The organism is Pseudomonas sp. AB39(2026) (genome assembly GCF_059831485.1).
Genome location: NZ_CP195212.1, coordinates 1,814,767 through 1,837,216, shown reverse-complemented (window position 1 = coordinate 1,837,216; position 22,450 = coordinate 1,814,767). Strand labels below are relative to the sequence as shown.

Annotated in this window: 19 protein-coding genes and 1 pseudogene; 10 read left to right on the top strand and 10 right to left on the bottom strand. The window is 61.1% G+C overall.

Annotated features, from left to right (window positions below):
• Positions 1-190: 190 nt before the first annotated feature.
• Positions 191-565, top strand: a complete 375-nt coding sequence (locus tag ACSAMW_RS08135) for a hypothetical protein (RefSeq protein WP_500593475.1) — start codon at positions 191-193, stop codon at positions 563-565.
• Here ACSAMW_RS08135 and ACSAMW_RS08130 read toward each other — a convergent pair.
• On the bottom strand, positions 527-2,083 hold the full coding sequence (locus tag ACSAMW_RS08130; RefSeq protein ID WP_500593474.1) for a glycoside hydrolase family 17 protein: 1,557 nt from the start codon (positions 2,081-2,083) through the stop codon (positions 527-529). The two genes, ACSAMW_RS08135 and ACSAMW_RS08130, sit on opposite strands and share 39 nt — an antisense overlap.
• Before the next feature lie 291 nt (positions 2,084-2,374).
• On the opposite strand from ACSAMW_RS08130, the gene ACSAMW_RS08125 reads away from it, so the two are divergent.
• The 4 genes from ACSAMW_RS08125 to ACSAMW_RS08110 all read left to right on the top strand — a co-directional run bounded on the left by ACSAMW_RS08125 (position 2,375) and on the right by ACSAMW_RS08110 (position 7,579).
• Complete coding sequence (locus tag ACSAMW_RS08125; RefSeq protein WP_500593473.1) at positions 2,375-3,226, top strand: glycine betaine ABC transporter substrate-binding protein; 852 nt, start codon at positions 2,375-2,377, stop codon at positions 3,224-3,226.
• 166 nt (positions 3,227-3,392) lie between these two features.
• Positions 3,393-3,704, top strand: coding sequence for a DUF485 domain-containing protein (locus ACSAMW_RS08120; RefSeq protein ID WP_168084761.1), 312 nt, complete (start codon positions 3,393-3,395; stop codon positions 3,702-3,704).
• Complete coding sequence (locus ACSAMW_RS08115; protein ID WP_168084759.1) at positions 3,701-5,356, top strand: cation acetate symporter; 1,656 nt, start codon at positions 3,701-3,703, stop codon at positions 5,354-5,356. The genes ACSAMW_RS08120 and ACSAMW_RS08115 overlap by 4 nt, the downstream gene beginning before the upstream one ends.
• 198 nt (positions 5,357-5,554) lie before the next feature.
• Positions 5,555-7,579: a TonB-dependent receptor gene (locus ACSAMW_RS08110; protein ID WP_500594000.1), complete on the top strand. Its 2,025-nt coding sequence runs from the start codon at positions 5,555-5,557 to the stop codon at positions 7,577-7,579.
• A gap of 74 nt (positions 7,580-7,653) precedes the next feature.
• Here the strand turns inward: ACSAMW_RS08110 and ACSAMW_RS08105 are convergent, their stop codons facing one another.
• Positions 7,654-7,806, bottom strand: coding sequence for a DUF3309 family protein (locus ACSAMW_RS08105; protein ID WP_163007607.1), 153 nt, complete (start codon positions 7,804-7,806; stop codon positions 7,654-7,656).
• 214 nt (positions 7,807-8,020) lie between these two features.
• Here ACSAMW_RS08105 and ACSAMW_RS08100 point away from each other — a divergent pair, with 214 nt between their 5' ends.
• Both ACSAMW_RS08100 and csrA read left to right on the top strand, forming a co-directional pair.
• Entirely contained in the window at positions 8,021-8,350 is a 330-nt protein-coding gene (locus tag ACSAMW_RS08100) for a YnfA family protein (protein WP_500593472.1), read from the top strand.
• Between the two features lie 155 nt (positions 8,351-8,505).
• Positions 8,506-8,670 (top strand): annotated as a pseudogene (csrA, locus tag ACSAMW_RS08095) (carbon storage regulator CsrA); the annotation flags it as partial.
• Positions 8,671-8,698: 28 nt separating this feature from the next.
• Here the strand turns inward: csrA and ACSAMW_RS08090 are convergent.
• The 6 genes from ACSAMW_RS08090 to mnmC all read right to left on the bottom strand — a co-directional run bounded on the left by ACSAMW_RS08090 (position 8,699) and on the right by mnmC (position 18,042).
• The gene (locus tag ACSAMW_RS08090) at positions 8,699-8,929 is read right to left on the bottom strand and encodes a YheU family protein (protein WP_168084755.1); all 231 of its coding nucleotides are present in this window, start codon (positions 8,927-8,929) and stop codon (positions 8,699-8,701) included.
• Between the two features lie 63 nt (positions 8,930-8,992).
• Positions 8,993-10,168, bottom strand: coding sequence for an osmoprotectant NAGGN system M42 family peptidase (locus tag ACSAMW_RS08085; RefSeq protein WP_500593471.1), 1,176 nt, complete (start codon positions 10,166-10,168; stop codon positions 8,993-8,995).
• 91 nt (positions 10,169-10,259) lie between these two features.
• A complete protein-coding gene (ngg, locus tag ACSAMW_RS08080; protein WP_500593470.1) occupies positions 10,260-12,005 on the bottom strand; it encodes an N-acetylglutaminylglutamine synthetase in 1,746 nt (581 codons plus the stop codon).
• A 3-nt stretch (positions 12,006-12,008) separates the two neighbouring features.
• Positions 12,009-13,781, bottom strand: coding sequence for an N-acetylglutaminylglutamine amidotransferase (locus ACSAMW_RS08075; protein ID WP_500593469.1), 1,773 nt, complete (start codon positions 13,779-13,781; stop codon positions 12,009-12,011).
• Between the two features lie 360 nt (positions 13,782-14,141).
• Complete coding sequence (locus ACSAMW_RS08070; protein WP_500593468.1) at positions 14,142-15,908, bottom strand: sensor domain-containing phosphodiesterase; 1,767 nt, start codon at positions 15,906-15,908, stop codon at positions 14,142-14,144.
• 118 nt (positions 15,909-16,026) lie between these two features.
• A complete protein-coding gene (mnmC, locus tag ACSAMW_RS08065) occupies positions 16,027-18,042 on the bottom strand; it encodes a bifunctional tRNA (5-methylaminomethyl-2-thiouridine)(34)-methyltransferase MnmC2/FAD-dependent 5-carboxymethylaminomethyl-2-thiouridine(34) oxidoreductase MnmC1 (protein WP_500593467.1) in 2,016 nt (671 codons plus the stop codon).
• Between the two features lie 84 nt (positions 18,043-18,126).
• Here mnmC and pap point away from each other — a divergent pair, with 84 nt between their 5' ends.
• Positions 18,127-19,614: a polyphosphate:AMP phosphotransferase gene (gene pap / locus ACSAMW_RS08060; protein ID WP_500593466.1), complete on the top strand. Its 1,488-nt coding sequence runs from the start codon at positions 18,127-18,129 to the stop codon at positions 19,612-19,614.
• Positions 19,615-19,686: 72 nt separating this feature from the next.
• Here the strand turns inward: pap and ACSAMW_RS08055 are convergent, their stop codons facing one another.
• Both ACSAMW_RS08055 and ACSAMW_RS08050 read right to left on the bottom strand, forming a co-directional pair.
• Positions 19,687-19,890 (bottom strand): DUF6316 family protein, encoded by a 204-nt coding sequence (locus tag ACSAMW_RS08055; RefSeq protein ID WP_500593465.1) that lies wholly within the window; start codon positions 19,888-19,890, stop codon positions 19,687-19,689.
• A 32-nt stretch (positions 19,891-19,922) separates the two neighbouring features.
• Complete coding sequence (locus ACSAMW_RS08050) at positions 19,923-21,317, bottom strand: class II fumarate hydratase (RefSeq protein WP_168084743.1); 1,395 nt, start codon at positions 21,315-21,317, stop codon at positions 19,923-19,925.
• A 202-nt stretch (positions 21,318-21,519) separates the two neighbouring features.
• On the opposite strand from ACSAMW_RS08050, the gene ACSAMW_RS08045 reads away from it, so the two are divergent.
• The gene (locus tag ACSAMW_RS08045) at positions 21,520-22,050 is read left to right on the top strand and encodes a DUF2059 domain-containing protein (protein ID WP_500593464.1); all 531 of its coding nucleotides are present in this window, start codon (positions 21,520-21,522) and stop codon (positions 22,048-22,050) included.
• Between the two features lie 6 nt (positions 22,051-22,056).
• A complete protein-coding gene (locus ACSAMW_RS08040; protein WP_500593463.1) occupies positions 22,057-22,350 on the top strand; it encodes a BolA family protein in 294 nt (97 codons plus the stop codon).
• Positions 22,351-22,450: the final 100 nt, after the last annotated feature.

Here is a 22,450-nt window from a genome sequence, read left to right as displayed (position 1 = left end):
AGATGCTGACTAGACAACTGCCATGATGGCTAGTTGCCAACCCCCTGAAAATGTTTTTATCACCCGGCAAACGCCGTACGTGGTGCGAGACGATACACCCATTTCACCCCCGGCATGTAGAGTATCCGGGCGCTTTTGTGCAAGCCGTGGTACACCCTCTATCCAGGCCCTTTGAACAGGAAGGAAACCGATGCATTACCGCGTACGTATAGGGCTTGTTTTGCTGGCCCTCGGGGGCTGGGTCGCCACGGCCTATGCCGTACGTTACGGGCTGATGGAGCATACGGCGTGGGTAGGTGCCTGTGCTTCGGACCCCCAGCAGTTGGCTTGCCAGGCACGGGCCGGCATGGGGCAGATGATCCATTGGAACGTATTGCCCCTGCTAGGCCTGGCAGCCACCGTAGCGGCCTGGTTGCTCACTGGGCCGCCTGGGCGGTACCTGGCCATGCTGGGCGTTGCGCTGGCGATACCTGGGTTGGTGCTGTACACCACGTCCCTGGCCGGCGCCGTGGTTGTGGCGGCAGGGTTAAGGGCGGTGAAGCCTTCCAGCGCCCGGCCTGAGTGACCAGGCCATCATTGCGACGACAACGGCCCAGCCAAAAGCGTAAGGGTTTTGCCAGCCTTCCCGGATCAACTGAGCTGGAACACTCACGGCACAGATGCCAGCCAGCAAGCGTGCAGCATGAGGGACCAGGGCGGCGGGCCGCCACAGCAGTACCAGGGCCGGCACCAGCAGGCCGGCGGTGGCAAAGCTGCGGTAGCGAGGGTCGAACACCATCCACACGGCTTCCACGGCAGTGGCATAGCCGGCAAGCAACCCCAGTGTGTTGCGGTAGCGGGTGGCCAGGTGCATGGCCTTGGTGCGCCAGCCTGTGGCGTGCCCTGAACGCAGCGCCGTGTCGGCGAGCAGCGCCACACTCACTAGCCCAAGCCCACCCGCCCATAGCCATTCGCCTGGGTAGCGTGCACCTACACCGGCTTGCCGTGCCCAGCCGGCCAGGCACGCCCCCGCAATAGCCCCCAGCCAGGGCAGGGCCAGCGCGGCCCTGGCCGAACGTGGCCGGCCAGCCACTGCCAGGGTGGCAAGCATTACAGCGCAGGAGATACACAGCCATAGGGGCCAGTGGGGCACATTGCTCACCGGGCCATACAGCACGCCTTTGTCCTGCCGGTCCGCATCCAGCATGCCCCAGTAGCCTCCCACCGCGCCCTCGTTGTTGCGCTTCCAAGGCTGGTCAATGGCTTCGATCAGGTTGTATTGCCAGCCCAGGCGATCGGCCAGGTGCACGAAATCGCGTACGAAGCGGGCTTGATTGACGGGGCTGGGCTCGGCGGTTTCGCGGCGCCGGCCTTCGCTGGGCCAGCCGGTTTCTCCCACCATGATGGGCTTGGGTGCAAAGCGGCGGGCGAAATCGTCGTGGATCGCTTGTACATGGGTAAGGGCCGTGTCCACGCCATAGGGTACGTCTTCCCAATAGGGCAGCAGGTGCACCATCAGAAAGTCCACTTCGGGCGCTACTTGGGGGTAGCGCGCCCAGTACTCCCACACATCGGCATAGGTGACGGGCTGGCGTACCTGGCTTTTGACCTCGCGTATCAGGGCAGCCATGCGCTCGCCTGTCGCTTCCTTGCGCAGGAGCACCTCATTGCCCACGATCACCGCTGTTACCACGTCCGGGTAGGCATTGGCGGCTTTGACTAAGGCATCCACTTCTTTTTGGGTATCGGCCGGGTTGCTGTTCACCCAGGCCCCCAGCATCAGCTTCAGGCCGTGTTTGCGTGCGAGCAATGGCAGCCCTTCAAGGCCGGTCATCGAGTAGGTGCGCAGGCAGGCGAACCGGGTGCTTAACAGGGCCAGGTCCTCGTCCAGCTGGGCCGGCCGAAGGGCCATGGGCTGGTCGAACGGGGACTGGTCCTTCCCGAAAGGCGAATAGGAGGCGCACTGCAGGCGCGTGCCGGGCGCAGTGGCGTCAGGCAACGGCACAGGCCGACCCAGGTGAAACCAGAAAGCCAGCAACGCACAGGCCGCCAGAACGCTGGAGGCACACCAGAGCAGCCATGAACGGGGAAGGGTTGTGCGCATGACAAGGCCGGGCGGCAGAAGGAGGCGCCGATCTTAACCGGTTCTTGAGCACGTAACAGCCTGCATGGCCATGCAAGTAACGGGCGAAGATGGGCGTAGTGTGGGTAGGTGAGTGAGGACGTGTCGCTGATCACCTGCTGCAGGTCGTACCCAGAACCGGCTGCGGACAAGCACAAGCCGATCATCAGCCTGTCCGGCGACCTGCCGGCCGCGGGTGCAGTGACCCAGGCATCATCAGCGGGCACGCAGGCCTGGCGGTGCACCACGCCAACATCAAGATCGGGAGCGAACATGAAAGCGCGAACACTGTGGGGAGCGGGGGCGGCATTGGTACTGGCGATGGGGGCAGGTGTTGCAAGCGCCAAGACTGAATTGAGTATCGGCTATGTGGATGGCTGGTCCGACAGCGTGGCTACTACCTTTGTGGCGGCCGAGGTCATCAAGCAGAAGCTGGGCTACGACGTGAAGCTGATGCCCGTGGCCACCGGCATCATGTGGCAAGGAATCGCCACGGGCAAACTGGACTTGATGATGTCCGCCTGGCTCCCGGTCACCCATGGCGAGTACTGGGAGAAGAACAAGGACAAGGTGGTCGACTACGGTCCCAACTTCAACGACGCCAAGATCGGCTTGATCGTGCCGGAGTATGTGAAGGCCAAGACGGTAGCGGACCTGAAAACCGACGACAGCTTCAACAAGAAGATTGTAGGGATCGACGCAGGCTCTGGCGTCATGCTCAAGACTGACCAAGCCATCAAGGACTATGGCCTGGACGGCTACAAGCTGCAGGCCAGCTCTGGGGCGGCCATGACCTCTGAACTGGGGCGTGCCTATGACAAACAGCAATCCATTGCTGTGACCGGCTGGGTGCCCCACTGGATGTTCGCCAAGTGGAAGCTGCGTTTCTTGGACGACCCTAAAGGGGTGTATGGCGCAGCCGAGCATGTGGACAGCGTGGGCAGCAAGCAGCTGGACACCAAGGCGCCTGAGGTAGCAGCCTTCCTGAAGAAGTTTTCCTGGAAAGATGCCAACGAAATCGGTGACGTGATGCTCGCGATCCAGAACGGCAAGAAGCCCGATGCCGTTGCCAAAGAATGGGTCGCGGCCCATGCAGATCGCGTAGCGGAGTGGACGGGTAAATAACGTTTCAGCCGCTGTTCGCGGGCTTCGCCCATGCCTACACAGGCTGTAGGAGTGGGCGAAGCCCGCGAACGGTCCCATCATTTAAGACTAAGGTCGTCTATCGTTCTTCCGCACCAGGCATACAGTGGCCAAGGTTCCACTAAACCGTGCTGCGGAGACAAAAACAATGAACGACAGCATCTATCTCGCAATACAGAACAACCCGCGTTTCAAGGAGCTGGTGGCCAGGCGCGAGCGTTTTGCCTGGCTGCTCTCGGCAATCATGCTGGGCTTGTACGCCGCCTTTATTTTGTTGATCGCTTATGGCCCTCAGGTGCTGGGTACGCCTGTCAGCCCAGGCTCTTCCATCACGTGGGGCATTCCCATAGGGGTAGGCCTGATTCTGTCGGCCTTTGTGCTGACCGCCATCTACGTGCGCCGCGCCAATGGCGAGTTCGATGACATGAACCGCGCGCTACTCAAGGAGGTGCAAGCATGAGCCGCCTTCTTGTAGCACTAGCCGCCAGTGTATTGGCCCCCTGCGCCATGGCTGCCGACGCCCTGACCGGCGCCGTGCAGAAACAACCCCTGAACGTGGCCGCCATTGCCATGTTTGTGGTGTTTGTGGGTGCCACGCTGTGCATTACTTATTGGGCCTCCAAACGTAACCGGTCTGCGGCAGACTACTATGCCGCGGGCGGGCGCATCACGGGCTTCCAAAACGGCCTGGCCATCGCCGGGGACTACATGTCGGCAGCCTCCTTCCTGGGTATCTCGGCGCTGGTATTCACCTCAGGGTACGACGGTCTGATCTATTCCATCGGCTTCCTGGTGGGCTGGCCGATCATTCTGTTTCTGATTGCCGAGCGGCTGCGCAACCTGGGCAAATACACGTTTGCGGACGTGGCCTCCTACCGCTTGAAGCAGAAGGAAATCCGTACCCTGTCGGCCTGCGGTTCATTGGTGGTAGTGGCCTTCTACCTGATTGCCCAGATGGTGGGTGCGGGCAAGCTTATCCAGTTACTGTTCGGGTTGGACTACACCGTAGCGGTGGTGCTAGTGGGTATTCTCATGTGCCTTTACGTGCTGTTTGGCGGCATGCTGGCCACCACCTGGGTGCAGATTATCAAAGCCGTGCTGCTGCTGTCTGGGGCCAGCTTCATGGCACTGATGGTGATGAAGCACGTGAACTTCGACTTCAATGCTTTGTTCTCCGAGGCCATCAAGGTACACCCCAAAGGGGCGGCCATCATGAGCCCCGGCGGCCTGGTGAAAGACCCGATCTCCGCATTCTCCCTGGGCCTGGCGCTGATGTTCGGCACCGCTGGCCTCCCGCATATCCTGATGCGCTTCTTCACCGTAAGCGACGCCAAGGAAGCCCGCAAAAGCGTGCTCTATGCCACAGGCTTCATCGGCTACTTCTACATTCTCACCTTCATCATTGGGTTCGGCGCGATCCTGCTGGTGAGCACCAACCCAGACTTCAAGGACGCTGCGGGTGGCCTGCTGGGTGGTAACAACATGGCAGCAGTTCACCTGGCCAATGCGGTAGGCGGCAGTGTGTTCTTGGGCTTCATTTCGGCAGTGGCCTTTGCCACCATTCTGGCGGTGGTCGCAGGGCTTACCCTGGCTGGCGCTTCGGCGGTATCCCACGACCTGTATGCGTCTGTGATCAAGAAGGGCCATGCCAACGAGAAGGATGAGATCCGCGTATCGAAGATCACCACCATCGCGTTGGGTGTGCTGGCGATCGGGCTAGGCATTTTGTTCGAGAAACAGAACATCGCCTTCATGGTAGGCCTGGCCTTCTCCATTGCCGCCAGCTGTAACTTCCCGGTGCTGCTGCTTTCCATGTACTGGAAAAAGCTCACCACGCGCGGCGCCATGATCGGTGGGTGGCTGGGGCTGGTTACAGCAGTAGGGCTGATGATCCTAGGCCCGACCATCTGGGTGCAGATTCTGGGCCATGCTACGCCGATCTACCCTTACGAATACCCAGCCCTGTTCTCTATCACAGTGGCGTTTGTAGGTATCTGGTTCTTCTCGGTCACGGACAAATCCAAAGCCGCTGACGAGGAGCGTGCCTTGTTCTACCCGCAATTTGTAAGGTCGCAAACTGGCCTGGGCGCCAGTGGGGCCGTCGCTCACTAAGGTATTCAGCATAAAGCAGCACCCAAACGCCATCGGCCTGTGCCGGTGGCGTTTTACTGTATGAAACCCTTGTCATGTGAAAGAAGTGTTATAAGATAACATTTCCGTCAGGCCTGGCGGTAAAGGTGTCTTTCGGTAAACCCCACAGCGGGTCGACACGCTGTGAGGTTTACGCCCTTCAGGAATGTGGCAATGTTGATGCAATCAAGGAATACCCTGTGGCCGCTGTCGGCGCTAGCGGCTGCACTGTCGGCGCCTATGGCCCAGGCGGCCGACACAGTCGCCCTGCAACCGGTCGTTGTGACAGCCAACCCACTAGGCAGTGAACAATCCGCCACACCTAGCACCGTGCTCAACGGTGATGAACTCACGTTTGCTCAAAAAGGCAGCCTGGGAGAAACCCTGGCCCACGAACCCAGTGTGGCGTCGTCGTACTTCGGCCCTGGTGCCAGCAGGCCTATCATTCGAGGCTTGGACGGCGACCGGATTCGCCTGTTGCGCAATGGTATCGGGGCGCTGGATGCCTCGTCGCTGTCCTACGACCATGCCGTACCCTTGGACCCTGTCAATGTAGACCGCATTGAAGTGGTCCGCGGGCCTGCTGCCCTGCTGTACGGGGGCAGCGCTATTGGTGGTGTGGTCAATACGTTCGACAACCGCATTCCCACTGAGGCTATCGAAGGCATCCATGGGGCAGGGGAACTGCGCTATGGAGGCGCGGACACCACCCGCAGCAGCGCTGGCAAGCTGGAGGCCGGCAACGGCACCTTCGCCCTGCACCTGGACGCTAACAGCCGGACCTTCAATGACCTGCGCATTCCGGGCTACGCCCGTACCGCCGACCAGCGCGCGCTTGAACCTGAGGACGATCGCAAGCACCGGCTGGGAAACAGTGATGGCCGCCAGGACGGTGGCGCCGTAGGCGGTGCTTACACGTGGGATAATGGCTACGCGGGCGTGTCCTACAGCAATTACGACAGCAACTACGGTTCACCGGCCGAACAGGCTGTTCGCCTGCGCATGCAGCAGGAACACTATGGCTTCGCTTCAGAGGTTCGCAACCTCGAAGGCCCCTTCACCTTGGTCAAGCTGGATGCAGGCTACACCGACTATGAACACCGCGAGATCGAGGACGGCGAAACGGGGACCTTGTTCAAGAACAAGGGGTATGAAGCCAGAATCGAGGCCCGGCACAAGCCGTTAGGGCCGGTGAATGGCGTGATCGGGGCACAGGTGTCGCGTAGCGAATTTTCGGCCCTAGGCGAGGAAGCCTTTGTGCCGCAGACCGATACAGACACTGCTGCGCTGTTCGTACTGGAAGAGTGGCAAGTGACGGACCGCTTGAAGGCCTCCTTGGGCGGGCGACTGGAACATACCACCCTGGCCCCGGAGGCTGGCGGCAATGACCGGTTTGAAGGTGTCACGGATAACAGTTTCACGGCAGGCAGTGTGTCCTCAGGCGCCGTGTACACCCTTACGCCGGTGTGGGCTGTCGCTGCCACCCTTAGCTACACAGAGCGCGCCCCCACGTTCTATGAGCTGTATGCCAATGGCGCTCATGTGGCCACGGGCACCTATGAACGAGGTGATGCCGACCTTGGAAAAGAAAAAGCCGTGGCCAGCGACCTGGCCTTGCGCTTCGACAACCGGGTGCATAAAGGCAGTATCGGCGTGTTCTATACCCACTTTTCCAACTACATCGGCCTGCTCGGCACGGGCCGTACCTTGGATGAGGAGGGCGAGGAGGATGTATCAGGCATTCCGGAATACACCTACTCAGGGGTGCGGGCGCGGTTTGCCGGTGTGGAGGCCCAAGACCATTGGCGGTTGGGGGATACGCCCTATGGCAGCTTCGCGCTGGAGTCTTCGGCCGACTACACCCGTGCCAAGAACCTGGACACGGGCGAGCCTCTGCCACGCATCGCGCCCCTGCGCCTGCGCACAGGCCTGCTGTGGAACCGCAATGCCTGGCAGGCACGCGTGGATGTGGAACATGCCAGTGCGCAGCGCCGTGTACCCCGTAATGAGGCCGGAACAAACGGCTATACCACGCTGGGCGCAAGCGTGGGGTACGGGTTTGACGTAGGGGACAGCCAATGGCTGGCCTTTGTCAGCGGCGAGAACCTTACCAACCAGACTGTCCGCTATGCCAGTTCCATCCTTCGAGACCTGGCACCGGCCCAGGGACGAAGTGTTCAGGTAGGGCTGCGCACTACCTTCTGAACACCTGATCAAAACAAAGCCCCGAGGGTCTGTAGACCGCTCGGGGCTTTGCTTGTCAGGCTACGCCAGGGGCGTCATATTTTCCCGAGCAATACCAGAATCAGCAGAATGACCAACACGGTACCGATGATACCGGACGGGCCATAGCCCCAGCTGCGTGAGTGGGGGAAGACAGGTAGACCACCGATCAGCAGCAAGATCAAGACGATGATAAGTATGGTGCCCATGGCGGATTCCTTTTTTGTTGATCCCTGTGCGGCGCCTGCCGCGGTTAAAGGCGGAGCGTGTAGGCCGTCCGCTTGTACCTGTGACTCATGGAGTGCGCAAAAAGTTTGAAATACTGTGAAACATGTCCCGGCATTCAGTGTGCTGGCGTTCTACAGGCTTGTGGCAGCCAGCCAGTGGCGTATGTTGGGTGCAAATGTATCTGGAGGGGGTGTTGTGCTCAATTACCTATGGTTCGCCCTGGCAGCGTTGTTTGAAATCATCGGCTGCTATGGCTTTTACCTGTGGCTGCGCTTGGGCAAAGGGCCGCTCTGGGCCGTTGGAGGCCTGCTTAGCCTAGTGTGTTTCGCCTTGCTGCTGACCAAAGTGGAAGCCGCCTATGCAGGCCGTGCCTATGCCACTTATGGGGGGATCTACATCGCAGCCTCTTTGGCCTGGTTAGCCTTGGTAGAGCGCGGCAAGCCTTTGCTGACAGATTGGGCAGGTGTAGCGTTGTGCCTGGTTGGCGCTACCGTGGTGTTGTTCGGCCCTCGGTTTTCCAGCTAGCGGCACACTGAATGCCGATGAGCGCAGCATTTGCCCGAGAGGTTGTAGGAAAGTGTCCAATTTTTACCTTGCATGGCCTTTAAATCCTGTTCGGCGTTGAACCTCTGTGCATTCCAAGGCAGGCTCGGTACTCCACCCAGCAAAGGATGCAGACCATGCTTGTACTGACCCGCGTAGTCGGTGAGGAGATCATCATCGGCGACAGTATTCGCCTCAAGGTGCTTTCAGTGAGTGGAAGCCAGGTAAGGCTTGGGGTAGACGCCCCTCGGGAGGTGGAGGTACACCGGGAGGAAATCTACCGCCGCTTGCTACGGGAACGCCAGGGCAAGGAATTGGGGGGCCATGGCGTCAACCCTCTAGCAGTTCCTTTGGAACGTCGTGCTTGGCCAGTAACTGACACTGCTGGCTCTCCATGTCGAACAGAATGAAGGCCTGCTGCTTGGCCAATGCATGGCGTACACGGAGAACGCGGGTGTCAAGGGGTGTTTCGTCGCCATTGTCAGTACCGTCCCGGGTTACGAAGTCTTCGATAAGCCGGTTCAGGGTGTCGGGTGCCAGTTGGTCATAGGGAATCAGCACAATGTTACACCACTAAAAATGAAGTGGCGCCCAGCTTACCGCACTGCCGGGCGCGTTGAAGGGTTACTTGCCGATCAGTTCGTCCACTGCAGGTACACGGGTGTCACTTTCCATATGGGCTTCGTGCTCGATCTGTTTGCTGAACTTGCTCAACGAAGCGTTGGCCGGGTCGGCGTCACTGGCAAACACAGGCGGGCTGAGCATGTAGGCGGTCAGCAACCGGCTCAGCGCGCCTAGGCTGTCAATGTGGGTACGCTCGTAACCATGGGTGGCATCGCACCCGAAGGCAAGCAAGGCCGCGCGCACGTCATTGCCTGCATTCACAGCAGAATGCGCGTCGCTGTAGTAGTAGCGGAACAGGTCCCGGCGCATGGGCAGGTCATGCTCTGCGCCCAACTTCAACAGGTGCCGGGACAGGTGATAGTCATAGGGGCCACTGGAGTCCTGCATGGCCACGCTCACGGCGTGCTCGCTGGACTGCTGCCCTGGGGCTACCGGGGCAATGTCCACACCCACGAATTCACTCACGTCCCAAGGCAAGGCCCCCGCAGCGCCCGAGCCGGTTTCTTCGGTAATGGTAAAGATAGGGTGGCAGTCGATCAGGGGTTCGGCACCGCTGTCCACGATGGCCTTCAGCGCGGCCAGTACCGCTGCCACACCGGCTTTGTCGTCCAGGTGGCGAGCGCTGATGTGCCCGCTTTCCGTGAATTCGGGCAAGGGGTCGAAAGCAACGAAGTCGCCTACATTCACGCCAAGGGTTTCGGCGTCTGCGCGTGTGGAGGAATAGGCGTCCAGGCGTAGTTCCACATGGTCCCAGGTCACCGGCATTTCGTCGATGGCCGTATTGTACGCATGCCCGGAGGCCATCAGTGGCAGCACGCTGCCGCGCACAATACCGCTATCGGTGAACACGCTTACGCGGCTGCCTTCGGCAAACCGGCTGGACCAGCACCCTACAGGCGCGAGGCCCAGGCGGCCATTGTCTTGAATCACGCGCACAATGGCGCCGATGGTGTCCAGGTGCGAAGACACCGCGCGGTCGGGGGAGCTGCGTTTGCCTTTGAGGGTGGCACGCAGCGTGCCGCGACGAGTGAGTTCATAGGGGATACCCAGGCTTTCAAGGCACTCGGCCACGTAGCGCACAATGGTATCGGTGAAACCAGTAGGGCTGGGAATGGCGAGCATTTCCAGCAGCACCTTGCGCAGATAGTCCATATCCGGCTCGGGGATGTTCGACATCGTTAGGCTCCTCGGGGATACGTAAGGCGGACCAGCGGGCGCCAGGTAGCGCCCTCAGGCCTGTTGCTGCCCGCTGAAAACGGGCAGGGGGTCAGCGTGCGGGTTGTATATGTGGGAACAGCAAATCCACGAAGCGTTCCGCCGTAGGGCGGGGCTCATGGTTGGCCAGGCCCACACGCTCGTTGGCTTCGATAAACACATAGTCGGGCTGGTCGGCGGCAGGCACCAGCAGGTCCACGCCCACCACGGGAATGTCCAAAGCGCGGGCCGCTGTGATGGCCGCGTTGCGCAGTACCGGGTGAAGCGTGTCGGTCACGTCTTCCAGGTGACCGCCCGTGTGCAGGTTGGCGGCTTTGCGCACCACGAGGGTGTGGCCGTCCTTCAACACGCTCTCGTATTCAAAGCCTGCAGCCTGCACGGTGCGCTCGGTTTCGCGGTCCAGGGGAATACGGCTTTCCCCACCGGTGGCCGCCTGGCGCCGACGGCTCTGGGCTTCGATCAATTCCCGCACCGTGTGCTGGCCATTACCCTTGATCTGCGCCGGGCGCCGGATCGCGGCGGCAACCACCTCAAACCCGATCACTACCACGCGCAGGTCGGCCCCTTCGTGGAAGCTCTCTAGCAACACTTGGCTGTCGTACTGGCGGGCAACGTCGATAGCCGCCTGTACGTCTTCAAGGGTAGTCAGGTCCACCGCCACGCCTAGGCCTTGTTCGCCGTCCAGTGGTTTGACCACCACACGGCCGTGTTCTTCGAGGAAGTCCTGGTTGTCGTCCGCACTGCCTGCCAGCATCTGAGCGGGCAAGGACAACCCTGCTGCAGACAGCACCTTGTGAGTCAGGCTTTTGTCCTGGCACAGCATCACACTGATGGAACTGGTGAGGTCGGACAGCGACTCGCGGCAGCGGATTTTGCGCCCGGCGTGGCTGAGGGTAAACAGGCCATGCTCGGCGTCATCCACCTGCACCTCAATGCCACGGCGGTAGGCCTCATCTACGATGATCCGCGCATAGGGGTTCAGGTCACCGGCCGGGCCGGGGCCCAGGAACAGCTTCTGGTTGATGCTGTTCTTGCACTTCACAGCGAAGGTGGGAAGGGTACGGAAGCCCAGCTTAGCGTAAAGGTTCTTGGCCAGTCGGTTGTCGTGCATCACAGACAGATCCAGGAAGGCCAGCCCCCGGCTCATGAAGTGCTCCACCAAATGGCGGACCAATACTTCACCCACGCCGGGGCGCGTGCAGCGCGGGTCCACAGCCAGGCACCACAGGCTGCTGCCGCCCTCCGGGTCGTGGAAGGCCTTGCGATGGTTCAAGCCCATCACGCTCCCGATCACGCTGCCGTCTGTCTCGTCCTCGGCCAGCCAATACACCGGGCCACCTTGGTGGCGTGGTGTCAGTTGCGCGGGGTCCACAGGTAGCATGCGGCGCTTGCGGTACAAATGGTTGATGGCTTCCCAGTCCTGCTCGGTGCAGGCTCGGCGAATCCGGAAACCACGAAAAACACGCTGGGCTGGGCGGTAGTCAGTGAACCAGAGGCGAAGGGTGTCGGACGGGTCCAGGAACAGCTGCTGCGGTGCTTGGGCCAGCACCTGCTGGGGCGCGGCCACATACAGTGCAATGTCTCGCTGCCCTGGGCTTTCCTCCAACAATGTGGTTGCCAGGGCCTGGGGGGTTGGCCACGTATGGCCCATCAGCAACCGGCCCCAGCCACAGTGCAAGGGCCGTGGTGTGCCGGCCATAGGCAAGCCATCCTCCGCGCACATGGCCTGCAGCCGCTCGTAGGAGGGGGGCTGGCCCCGTTGCAGGCGTTGGCTTACCGAATGTGAATGGGCTTTCATCCGTCAGATTCCTTGTTCACTGAGCCAAAGGTTCAATGCCGCCAGCTGCCACAGTTTGGAACCTCGCAGCGGGGTGAGTTGGCCTGTGGGGTTGGCCAGCAACGCCTCCACGCGTGCGGGATTGAACAGGCCACGGTCCTGGCTGCTGTCCAGCAACAGGTCGCGCACCCAGCCCAAGGTGGCGCCTTCCAGGTGCTTGAGGCCAGGCACAGGGAAATAGCCTTTCTTACGGTCGATCACTTCGCTGGGGATCACCCGGCGTGCGGCTTCTTTGAGCACGTGCTTGCCGCCGTTGGGCAGCTTGAACTGGCCAGGTACACGGGCCGACAGCTCCACCAAGCGGTAGTCCAGGAAGGGGGTACGCGCTTCCAGGCCCCACGCCATGGTCATGTTGTCCACCCGTTTGACGGGGTCTTCCACCAGCATCACCGTGCTGTCCAGGCGCAGCGCTTTGTCTACAGCGGCATTGGCACCTGGCATGGCGAAATGTTCGCGCACGAAGTCACCTGCTGCATCGTGGTCCAGCCGCCATTTAGGCTGAACAGTGTCAGCGTAGTCGGCATAGTCGCGATCGAAGAACGCCTCGCGATAGGCGGCGTACGGGTCGCTGGCGCCGTCCACTTGGGGATACCAATGATAGCCGGCAAACAGCTCGTCTGCCCCTTGGCCGCTTTGCACCACCTTGCAGTGCCGTGCCACTTCCCGAGACAACAGGTAGAAGGCAATACAGTCGTGGCTTACCATGGGTTCGCTCATGGCCCGGAATGCTGCGGGCAACTGCTCGATGATCTCGTGCTCGGCGATGCGCAACTGATGGTGCTGGGTGCCGTAGTGCTTGGCGATCAGGTCCGAGTACTCGAATTCATTGCCGCGTTCGCCGCCGGCGTCGTCGAAGCCGATGGAGAAGGTGAGCAGGTTGTCGACCCCGGCTTCACGCAGCAGGCCCACCAGCAGGCTGGAATCTACGCCGCCGGACAGCAGCACGCCCACGTCTACGGCGGCGCGCTGGCGAATAGCCACGGCTTCGCGGGTGGAATCCAATACGCGGTCCACCCAACCTTCGAGGTCGAGCGTGCGCTCTTCGCCGGTAGGGCCATAGGGCAACGTCCACCAGACCTTTTCCTCGGTGGTGCCATCGGCTTCGATACGCAGCCAAGTGGCGGCTGGCAGCTTCTGCACGTTTGCCAGGATGGTGCGTGGCGCGGGCACTACCGCATGGAAGTTCAGGTAGTGGTTCAGGCCCACGGGGTCCAGCATGGGGTCAATGTCGCCGCCTTTGAGCAGGGCGGGCAGGGTAGAGGCAAAGCGCAGGCGTTGGCCGGTGCGGGACAGGTACAACGGTTTCACGCCGAGGCGATCCCGGGCGATGAACAGACGTTGGTTATCCCGTTCCCACACGGCAAAGGCGAACATACCGTTGAGCTTGGGCAGCATGGCCTCGCCCCACGCGTGATAGCCCTTGAGCAGTACTTCGGTGTCGCCATCGGAATAGAAACTGTAGCCCAAGGCCTCCAGCTCCTTGCGCAATTCGGGGTAGTTGTAGATGGCGCCATTGAAGGCCAGCGCTAGGCCTAGCTGGCCGTCCACCATTGGCTGCGCAGAGCAGTCGGACAGGTCCATGATTTTCAGGCGGCGGTGGCCGAAGGCAATCGGCCCCTGGCTATGGAAGCCCCACGCGTCCGGGCCCCGCGGTGCGAGGCTGTGGGTAATGCGTTCGACAGCGCCCAGGTCGGCGGGCTGCTGATCGAACCGAAACTCTCCTGCGATTCCACACATGTAGCTTGAACCTTCTTTATCAAGGTTGGGCGCTACTGGGGGCGTGCGGGCCTTGTACCTAGCTTTTGAATGGGCCAGGCGAGCCAATCGCGCACGGCATGGTCAGCCAGTAGCGCAGGTGGCCCTGCCAGTCGCGGTGCGCTGTCAGGGGCTTGGGGTGTTGGAGGGTAGGTGGGGGGGATCGTTCCGTTTGCCGCGCTCAACCAAGCCTGTTTGCTGGTCATGCAGGCGGGCTGTGAGGGTTAGGCGTGGTGAAGTTCGTTCCCTGGCTGCGCCAAGTCCCACAGGGTGTGTGCACGTACGCGAACCTTGTGGGAGCCCACGCAGTGGGCGAATGCTGACCTGCTGCAAAACCTGCAGTTAGTCGATACCAATCACACCTTCCCGCCACACCTCCAACGCCTCTAGCTCCATAGGCCGTGCCAGCAAGAAGCCCTGTACTTCATGGCACCCGGCCTTGCGCAGCACCTCCAGTGTTTCGGCGCACTCGATGCCTTCCGCCACAATGCGGTAGCCCAGGCGCAGGCCCAGGTCGATCAGGGTTTCCACCAGGCGGCGGTTGCGTTCGTCATTGCTGATGTTGCAGATCAGCGACCGGTCCAGCTTTACCGCCGTAGCCGGTAATTGACGCAGGTACGTCCAATTGCTGTAGCCGGTACCGAAGTCGTCGATGGCCACGTCGATCCCCACTTCGCGCAATCGCTCCAGTTGCTCGCGCACCAGCTCCGGGCTCTGGCACAAGGCGCTCTCGGTAAATTCCAGTTCCAGCAGGCGCGGAGGCAGGCCGGCGTCGGTCAGCAGGCCCAGCAGGCTGTCTGTGAACGCCGCGCCGTCCAGGTCCTCGGCGGACACGTTCACCGACATTTTCAGGCTTCGCCCTTGGTGGTGCCACTGTGCAGCCTGCACCACGGCCTGGCGAATCACCCACAGGCTTAGAGGCCGGATCATGGACGTGCGCTCGGCCAGGGGAATGAACTCGGCGGGGCTTACCGCACCCAGGAAAGGGTGCTCCCAGCGTAGCAATGCCTCCACCGATAGCAGGGCACCCGTTTGCGCATCGAAGCGGGGCTGATAGGCCAAGCGTAACTGCTCAACCCCTTGAAGCGCATCGGCCAACGCGCTCAACAGCATGAACGCGCGCTGCTGAGCGCGTGCCAACCCTGGCTCGTACCACGCCCAGCCCGTGCCTTTGGTGCGGGCGTCATCGGAGGCGCTGACTACCATACGCAGCCAGTCCGGCAGGCTGGCCTGGCCTTGGGTCAGCTCGATCGCGCCAATACCGATCTGGGTCTGTATGGGGATGCCGCTGCACATCAGGGGGCGCTTGAAGCGTTGGGCGATGCAGCTAAATACCGCGTCATTTTCCGGGGTATGATGGCCCGCCAGGAAGAAGCCAAAGCGGGTCTGGCTTATCCGGTAGATCGGCGTAGAGGTAGGCAGCAGCACGGCCAGTTCAGCATGCATGCTGACCATCAGCTCCTGGGAGAACTGGTACCCCAAAGCTTTGACGATGTCATTGAGCATCTGCGGTGACACCATGTCGATAGCCACCAGCGAGTGGGGCTGTTCGCCACGGCGGCTGCCAATGTCTTCCTCCAGCCGCAGGCGGTTAAGCAGGCCGGTCTGTTGATCACGAAAAGCCAGGTCTCGCAGGCTGTCGATACGGTGCATTACCAGCGAGCCGAAGTTGCGAAGAGCGTTTTCCTCTCGGGGCGTCAAGGGAGGCCTTGGCACAGTGTCAATTACGCACAGGCTGCCCAGCCCCAAGCCGTCCTGGGTGGTCAGCGGTACCCCTGCGTAAAAGCGGATATCCGGGTTGCCTGTCACCAGGGGGTTGCCCTTGAAGCGCTCATCTACCAAAGCGTTGGGCACCACAAACAGTTCCTTGGACAGAATGGTGTGGGTACAAAAGGAAATGTCGCGAGGTGTGCCCGCCACGCCCAGGCCACGGCGGGCCTTGAACCACTGGCGCTGTTCTTCAAGAATCGAGATCAGGGCGATGGGCGCGTCGAAATAGTCTTGCACCAATTCAACAATATGTTCGAACACCGGATCCGTAGTGCCTTCAAGCAGGCACAGGTCTGCCACACGCTGCAAGCGCGCTGCCTCGTTCGTGGGCATGGGCATTGGCTGGATCATACAGTGTCTTCCGCTATGGGCCTTTGAGTAGGTGCTCGTTCGGTATCAAAAAGCCCTACTTCGCCTTAGGGTATCGGCCGCTTCGGTAGAATCTGAAGCGTAACAATCAGCGGCCGTCCAGGCCGGCCCGTTTTGGCGGGCTTGCGTTGCCTTTGGACAACGCCCGTACCCCAAACCGGTTTGGGTGGCAGGCGTCGGCTACCGGCCGTGGTAGCGGCAGGGGTTCACGCTCCAGCCAGGCGGCAATCAGTTCACCGGAGAACGGCGCCGTGATCAGGCCGCGTGAGCCATGGCCACTGTTTACGTAAAGGCCGGGCAGCCATGGGCAGGGTTCATCGCAGGCAGCCCGGGCGTTACGCCGAAGTTGAGCATAGGTAGCATCGAACGCCTGAGGATCAGCCACAGGCCCTACAACGGGCAGGTAATCAGGGCTAGTGCAGCGCAGGCCAACGCGCCCTTGCAACTGTTCGGCACTGGCCGGGGCCAGGCGCTCGGCCAGGTCAGGCGAGATAGCGTTGAGCAAGGCCAGGTTATGCGTGTGTTCGGCTACGCTTGGCTCGCGGTCCAGCCGGTTGAAGTCGAAGCTGGCCCCAAGGGTGTGTTCGCCTAGCCGTGCAGGGGCTACGTAGCCCTCGGCACATACTACGGCCTTCAAGGCCTGGCTGGTATCGGTGGCCGGCAGGCGGGTGATCTGGCCGCGAATCGCCTTGAGCGGTAGGGCAGCGGTAGGCTCGAACGCCCGTACCTGTTCCGCACAAGCCAGCACCACCACAGGGGCACTGGCCAGCTGTTCGTTTGCGTTCCACACCTGCCAGCCCTGCGCCACCTGTTCAAGGCGCAGCACGTGTTGATGTGTCACCAGCTCAATGTTCGGGTGAGCGGCCATTAAGGCGCAGAGGGCAGGGGGGTGGACCCAGCCACCTTCAGGGAAATACACGCCGCCGTTGGGCAACGGCACGCCGGCCAGTTCGCTGGCCTGTGCTGGTGTGACCAGGTGCAGCAGGCCAGGGGCAAAAGCATTGGCCAGAGTGTGCTGGCGCTGGCCCTCCGCTGCAGTGCTAGCCAGCTGCAACACGCCGCAACCGTCCCAGTCCGTGCCCCGTTGCAGCCGCTCAAGCAAGCGACGGGTATAGCCAAAACCGCTCACGATCAGCTGGGACAGAGCTGTGCCATGGGCCGACAGCTTGAGATACAGCACCCCTTGAGGGTTTCCCGAGGCCTCCTGGGCCAGGCCGCTATGGCGCTCCAGTAGGGTCACCTTCCAGCCTCTGGTGGCCAGGCTGAAGGCCGTGGCACAACCGGCCAGCCCTGCGCCTATTACCAGGGCCTTGCGTTCACCGGGCACAGGTGGCGGGTAGTCGAACCAGGGCTTGGAAGGGGCAGGGGTTGGCGCACCCAGGGGCGCGGGTGGCGTGATGAACTCGCCGCGCATGATTTCCCATTTCTTGCCTTGGCCAGGCAACCGTTTCATCTTGAACCCTACGGCTCTCAAGCCCCGGCGTACGGCCCCGGCCGCGCTGAATGTACCTAGGGTGGTGCCCTCGGCAGACAGGCGGGCCACCTCGGCAAACAGCGCGTCGGTCCACATGTCCGGGTTTTTGGCAGGGGCGAAACCGTCCAGGAACCAGGCATGGACGCAGCCCTCAAGCTGAGCCAGCTCAGTTTGCGCGTCACCGACCAACAAGGTGAGCGTCACGCGCCCCTCGTCAAACACCAGCCTTTGCATCCCAGCATGGATAGCCCGGTAGGCGGCCAACAGTTGCTCGGCCCAGTATGCCAGGGAGGGCCAGAGGGCCAGCGCGCGGGTAAGATCAGCCAGGGCGAGCGGGTATTTTTCGGTGCTGATGAAGTGCAGCCGCGTGCCGGGCGGGGCCGTTGTGGCGAACAATTGCCAGGCGGCCAGGAAGTTCAGGCCCGTCCCAAAGCCTGTTTCGCCAATCACCAGGCCATGGCCGCAAGGCAAAGCACTGAAGCGCGACGCCAGCTGGTTCTGCTCCAGGAACACATAGCGGGTTTCTTCCATGGCCGCCTGGCTGGAAAAATACACGTCGCCGAAGGCCTGTGACACAGGCTGGCCGTTTTCATCCCAGTCAAGCTGGGCAGGGGTGATAACGCTGGGCATTGGGCGAGCACGTCAGAATCGGGAAAGCAGTATTTTGCCACAGGCCAGTGTCCAGATAAGCAGCCCTAGGAGGAAACCCCACCCATGTTCGAATCCGCTGAAATCGGCCACGCCGTCGATGATGAGACCTACAAGGCGGCTGTGCCTGCACTGCGCCAGGCCCTGCTGCAGGCCCAATATGAACTCAAAGAGCAAGGCCGTTTTCCGGTGATTGTGCTGATTAACGGCATTGAGGGCGCGGGCAAAGGAGAAACGGTAAAACTATTGAGCGAGTGGATGGACCCCCGCCTGATCGAAGTGCGTACCTTTGACCAACAGACCGACGAAGAACTATCCCGCCCGCCGGCCTGGCGGTACTGGCGTCAGCTGCCTGCGAAAGGCCGCATAGGGGTGTTTTTCGGTAACTGGTACAGCCAGATGATTCAGGGCCGTGTGCATGGTCGCTTCAAGGATGCTGTGCTAGACCAGGCCATTAGTGAAGCCGAGCGGCTGGAGCAGATGCTGTGCGATGAAGGTGCGCTGATCTTCAAGTTTTGGTTCCACCTGTCCAAGCAGCAAATGAAGCACCGGCTCAAGGCGCTGAAGGACGACCCCCTTCACAGTTGGCGGATCAGCCCGCTGGACTGGCAGCAGTCCAAGACCTATGACCGTTTCGTACGGTACGGAGAGCGGGTGCTGCGCCGCACAAGCCGGGAATACGCACCTTGGCATGTGATAGAAGGGCAAGACAGCAACTACCGTAGCCTGGCCTTTGGCAACATCCTGCTCGAAGGGCTACAGGCGCGTTTGAAGGCCCCGGCGAGGGCCGTGCAGCAGGCCGTGCCGCCACTGGGCACCAGTCTGGATGAACGTACCCTGCTGGATGCTCTGGACCTGACCCGCTCCCTGAGCAAGGCCGACTACCACGAGCAGCTGATTCAAGAGCAGGCGCGGCTGGCCACCTTGCTGCGAGACAAGCGCATGCGCCGGCACGCTTTGGTGGCGGTGTTTGAAGGCAACGACGCCGCGGGCAAGGGTGGCGCTATCCGGCGGGTCGCCGCGGCCCTGGACCCGCGCCAGTACCACATCGTCCCCATCGCAGCCCCTACCCAGGAAGAATTGGCCCAGCCCTACCTCTGGCGATTCTGGCGGCACATCCCGGCAAAAGGCCAATTCACGGTGTTCGACCGTTCCTGGTACGGGCGTGTGCTGGTGGAGCGGGTGGAAGGCTTCTGCGAGCCAGTGGACTGGTTGCGGGCCTACAGCGAAATCAATGATTTCGAACAGCAGCTCACAGAGGCCGGCATTGTGGTAGTCAAGTTCTGGTTGGCTATCGATGAACAAACGCAACTGGAGCGGTTCAACGAGCGGGAAGAAACGCCTTTCAAGCGCTACAAGATCACAGAGGACGATTGGCGCAACCGTGAGAAGTGGGACGACTACCGAACAGCGGTCGGGGACATGGTGGACCGCACCAGCACGGAAATAGCACCCTGGACCCTTGTGGAAGCCAATGACAAGCGATGGGCGCGGGTCAAAGTAGTACGTACCATTAATGATGCATTGGAGAAGGCTTTCAGGAAACACGACTGAGCTGGAGTACCTGGCCTCGACAACCTGCCCTCCGGCCTTATGCGGCCGGAGGCGGTGGTTTGCTACCTTGGGCTATGCAGTAGCGGTGTTGCGATTACGGCCCAGTGCCCGTTCGATATAGACCAGGCTCTCCTTGAAAGCCTCAGCCTTGTTAGGGAAGGGGCCTTCAAGGGTGTTTTCTCGCGTACTAAAGAAGAAACTGCCGTTTATCAATGTAAACCGGTCGCTACGAAAGTGCGTAGCGAGGGCAGGTTCTTCTGCGCGTTTGCTGAACATGTGAATCTCCGAACGAACTGAAAGCCGAAGGGTTAGCCGTTGCTTCCGGAAGACAACATGTTCTCCGGGCGCACCCATTGGTCGAACTGCTCATCGGTCAAGTAGCCAAGGTCCAGCGCTGCCTGGCGAAGGGTCAGGTTCTCCCCATAGGCCTTCTTGGCAATCTGCGCTGCCTTGTCATAACCGATGTGAGGGTTGAGTGCAGTCACTAGCATCAAGCCGCGCTCCAAGTGCTCGGCCATCTTTTCGGTGTCTGCCTCTAGCCCGGCAACGCAATGGGTATTGAAGTTGCGGCAGCCGTCCGCCAGCAGGCGAATCGATTGTAACAGGTTATGGATAATCACCGGTTTAAACACGTTCAACTGCAGGTGGCCTTGGCTGGCCGCCATGCTGATCGTGACATCATTGCCTAATACTTGGCAGGCCAGCATGGACAGCGCTTCACATTGGGTAGGGTTGACCTTCCCGGGCATGATGGAGCTACCAGGTTCGTTGGCCGGCAAGCGAACCTCGGCCAGGCCGCCGCGGGGCCCGGAACCCAGCAGGCGCAGGTCATTGGCCAGCTTCATCAGTGCCACAGCGAGCGTTTTCAGGGCACCGCCCAATGTCACCAAGGGTTCATGGCCTGAAAGGGCCGCAAACTTGTTGGGCGCCGTGACAAAAGGCAGGCCTGAGAGCGCGGCAATTTCTGCCGCCACTGCCTCGGCAAAGCCAGTTGGGGCGTTAAGCCCGGTGCCTACGGCCGTACCCCCTTGAGCCAGTTCGTAAACGGCCGGCATGGCCGCACGGACAGCCTGCTGAGCATAGTCGAGCTGGGCCACAAAGGCAGAGAGTTCCTGGCCGAAGGTGATGGGCGTAGCATCCATCATGTGCGTACGGCCAGTCTTCACCAAGTGCATATGACGGGCAGACAGCTCGGCAAGGCCTGCAGACAGCTCGGCGATGCCCGGCAGCAAATCGTGTTGTACAGCCTGGGCTGCCGCGATATGCATGGCCGTGGGGAAGCAGTCGTTGGAGCTTTGCGAGCGGTTTACATGGTCATTGGGGTGTACCGGTGCCTTGCCTCCGCGCCCTTGCCCTGCGAGTTCGTTGCCGCGGCCGGCGATCACTTCGTTAACGTTCATGTTGCTTTGGGTGCCGCTGCCGGTTTGCCACACCACCAAGGGGAATTCGCCGTCGTGCTTGCCAGCCAGCACTTCATCGGCAGCTTGCTCGATCAACCGTGCAACGTCCGGCGGCAGGTCGCCGTTACGGCTGTTTACACGGGCCGCGGCTTTCTTGATCAGGGCCAGGGCGTGCACGACCGGCAAGGGCATGCGCTGGTCGCCGATGGCAAAGTTGATCAATGAACGTTGCGTCTGGGCACCCCAGTAAGCGTTTTCAGGGACGTCGATCTGGCCAATGCTGTCGGTTTCAATGCGGGTCATTTCATGCTCGCTTGTGAAGGTTCTATAGCCAGGTTAGGCGCTGCCAGACAGGTGGGGTTCCCTGATTTTCATGGGGCAGCGGCCAGGTGCAGGGCAGGGCAACTCGTCAGGGAGGGTTGAGCCACCGGTCGGGTTGGGCGCAGAATGGTCCGTTCATGGGCTTGCCCACTTGTTGCTCCTATTGCCACAGTAAGGAAAATCGATGAATCGAGTTCGCGCCCTTTGCACAGCGGCTGTTCTGGCCTGCGCCGGGCCGGTGATGGCCGATACCGCCAGCCATAACGCCAGTGCGGAAGCCTTTCTGATGATGGCGCATGCCGACAAGATCGGCACTCCGGTATACATGCAAGTGCAGCAGATGTTCGCCCAGCGCTTCGAACAATCCGGTGCCCCGGAAAGCAAGAAAGCCACGCTGGAAACCTACCAGGCCAAGGCCAATGCAGAGCTGGACAAGGCCATTGGCTGGAACCAGGTCAAGCCGGACATGATCAAGCTGTATACCGACAATTTCAGCGAACAAGAGCTCAAAGACCTGGTCAAGTTCTACAAAAGCCCTTTGGGCCAGAAAGTGCTGAACACCATGCCCAAGGTTACCCAGCAGTCGGTCGAGCTGAGCCAGAAGCACCTGGAGCCCGCCGTACCGGCGGTGAACAAGCTGCTGGCCGACATGACCGCCGAGGTCACGCCACCCAAGGCAGCTGAACCGGCTAAAGACGCTCCCAAGAAGAAGTAATCGCACATGACCATGCAAACCCGCATTGAGCAGGCCTTGGGCCTGCTGCAGCCGCAGCACCTGAGCGTGGCAGATGAAAGCCACATGCACAGCCGTGGCGAGCAGACCCACTACAAAGCCGTGGTGGTCAGCGAGCGGTTTCTGGGCCTGAACAGCGTCAAACGTCACCAGTTGGTGTATGGCACGCTGGGCGAGTTGATGGGCCAGTTCCATGCGCTGGCCCTTCACACCTATACCCCGGAGGAGTGGGCCGCTGTCGGTGCCGCCCCTGCGTCGCCGGTGTGTGCAGGCGGGCATTGACGCTGGAGTTTGTACGAAAGGTCGGCGAGCACAGCCACTTTTCGTACAAAGCCTAGGCAACACAGCGGCTGATCCCTTTGCTAGAATGCGCGCCGCCGTT

Coding starts and splice junctions, on each gene's coding strand:
- ACSAMW_RS08135 (WP_500593475.1), top strand. CDS start 191: ATGCATTACCGCGTACGTATAGGGCTTGTTTTGCTGGCCCTCGGGGGC.
- ACSAMW_RS08130 (WP_500593474.1), bottom strand. CDS start 2,083: ATGCGCACAACCCTTCCCCGTTCATGGCTGCTCTGGTGTGCCTCCAGC.
- ACSAMW_RS08125 (WP_500593473.1), top strand. CDS start 2,375: ATGAAAGCGCGAACACTGTGGGGAGCGGGGGCGGCATTGGTACTGGCG.
- ACSAMW_RS08120 (WP_168084761.1), top strand. CDS start 3,393: ATGAACGACAGCATCTATCTCGCAATACAGAACAACCCGCGTTTCAAG.
- ACSAMW_RS08115 (WP_168084759.1), top strand. CDS start 3,701: ATGAGCCGCCTTCTTGTAGCACTAGCCGCCAGTGTATTGGCCCCCTGC.
- ACSAMW_RS08110 (WP_500594000.1), top strand. CDS start 5,555: ATGCAATCAAGGAATACCCTGTGGCCGCTGTCGGCGCTAGCGGCTGCA.
- ACSAMW_RS08105 (WP_163007607.1), bottom strand. CDS start 7,806: ATGGGCACCATACTTATCATCGTCTTGATCTTGCTGCTGATCGGTGGT.
- ACSAMW_RS08085 (WP_500593471.1), bottom strand. CDS start 10,168: ATGTCGAACATCCCCGAGCCGGATATGGACTATCTGCGCAAGGTGCTG.
- ngg (WP_500593470.1), bottom strand. CDS start 12,005: ATGAAAGCCCATTCACATTCGGTAAGCCAACGCCTGCAACGGGGCCAG.
- ACSAMW_RS08075 (WP_500593469.1), bottom strand. CDS start 13,781: ATGTGTGGAATCGCAGGAGAGTTTCGGTTCGATCAGCAGCCCGCCGAC.
- ACSAMW_RS08070 (WP_500593468.1), bottom strand. CDS start 15,908: ATGCCCATGCCCACGAACGAGGCAGCGCGCTTGCAGCGTGTGGCAGAC.
- mnmC (WP_500593467.1), bottom strand. CDS start 18,042: ATGCCCAGCGTTATCACCCCTGCCCAGCTTGACTGGGATGAAAACGGC.
- pap (WP_500593466.1), top strand. CDS start 18,127: ATGTTCGAATCCGCTGAAATCGGCCACGCCGTCGATGATGAGACCTAC.
- ACSAMW_RS08055 (WP_500593465.1), bottom strand. CDS start 19,890: ATGTTCAGCAAACGCGCAGAAGAACCTGCCCTCGCTACGCACTTTCGT.
- ACSAMW_RS08050 (WP_168084743.1), bottom strand. CDS start 21,317: ATGACCCGCATTGAAACCGACAGCATTGGCCAGATCGACGTCCCTGAA.
- ACSAMW_RS08045 (WP_500593464.1), top strand. CDS start 21,520: ATGAATCGAGTTCGCGCCCTTTGCACAGCGGCTGTTCTGGCCTGCGCC.
- ACSAMW_RS08040 (WP_500593463.1), top strand. CDS start 22,057: ATGACCATGCAAACCCGCATTGAGCAGGCCTTGGGCCTGCTGCAGCCG.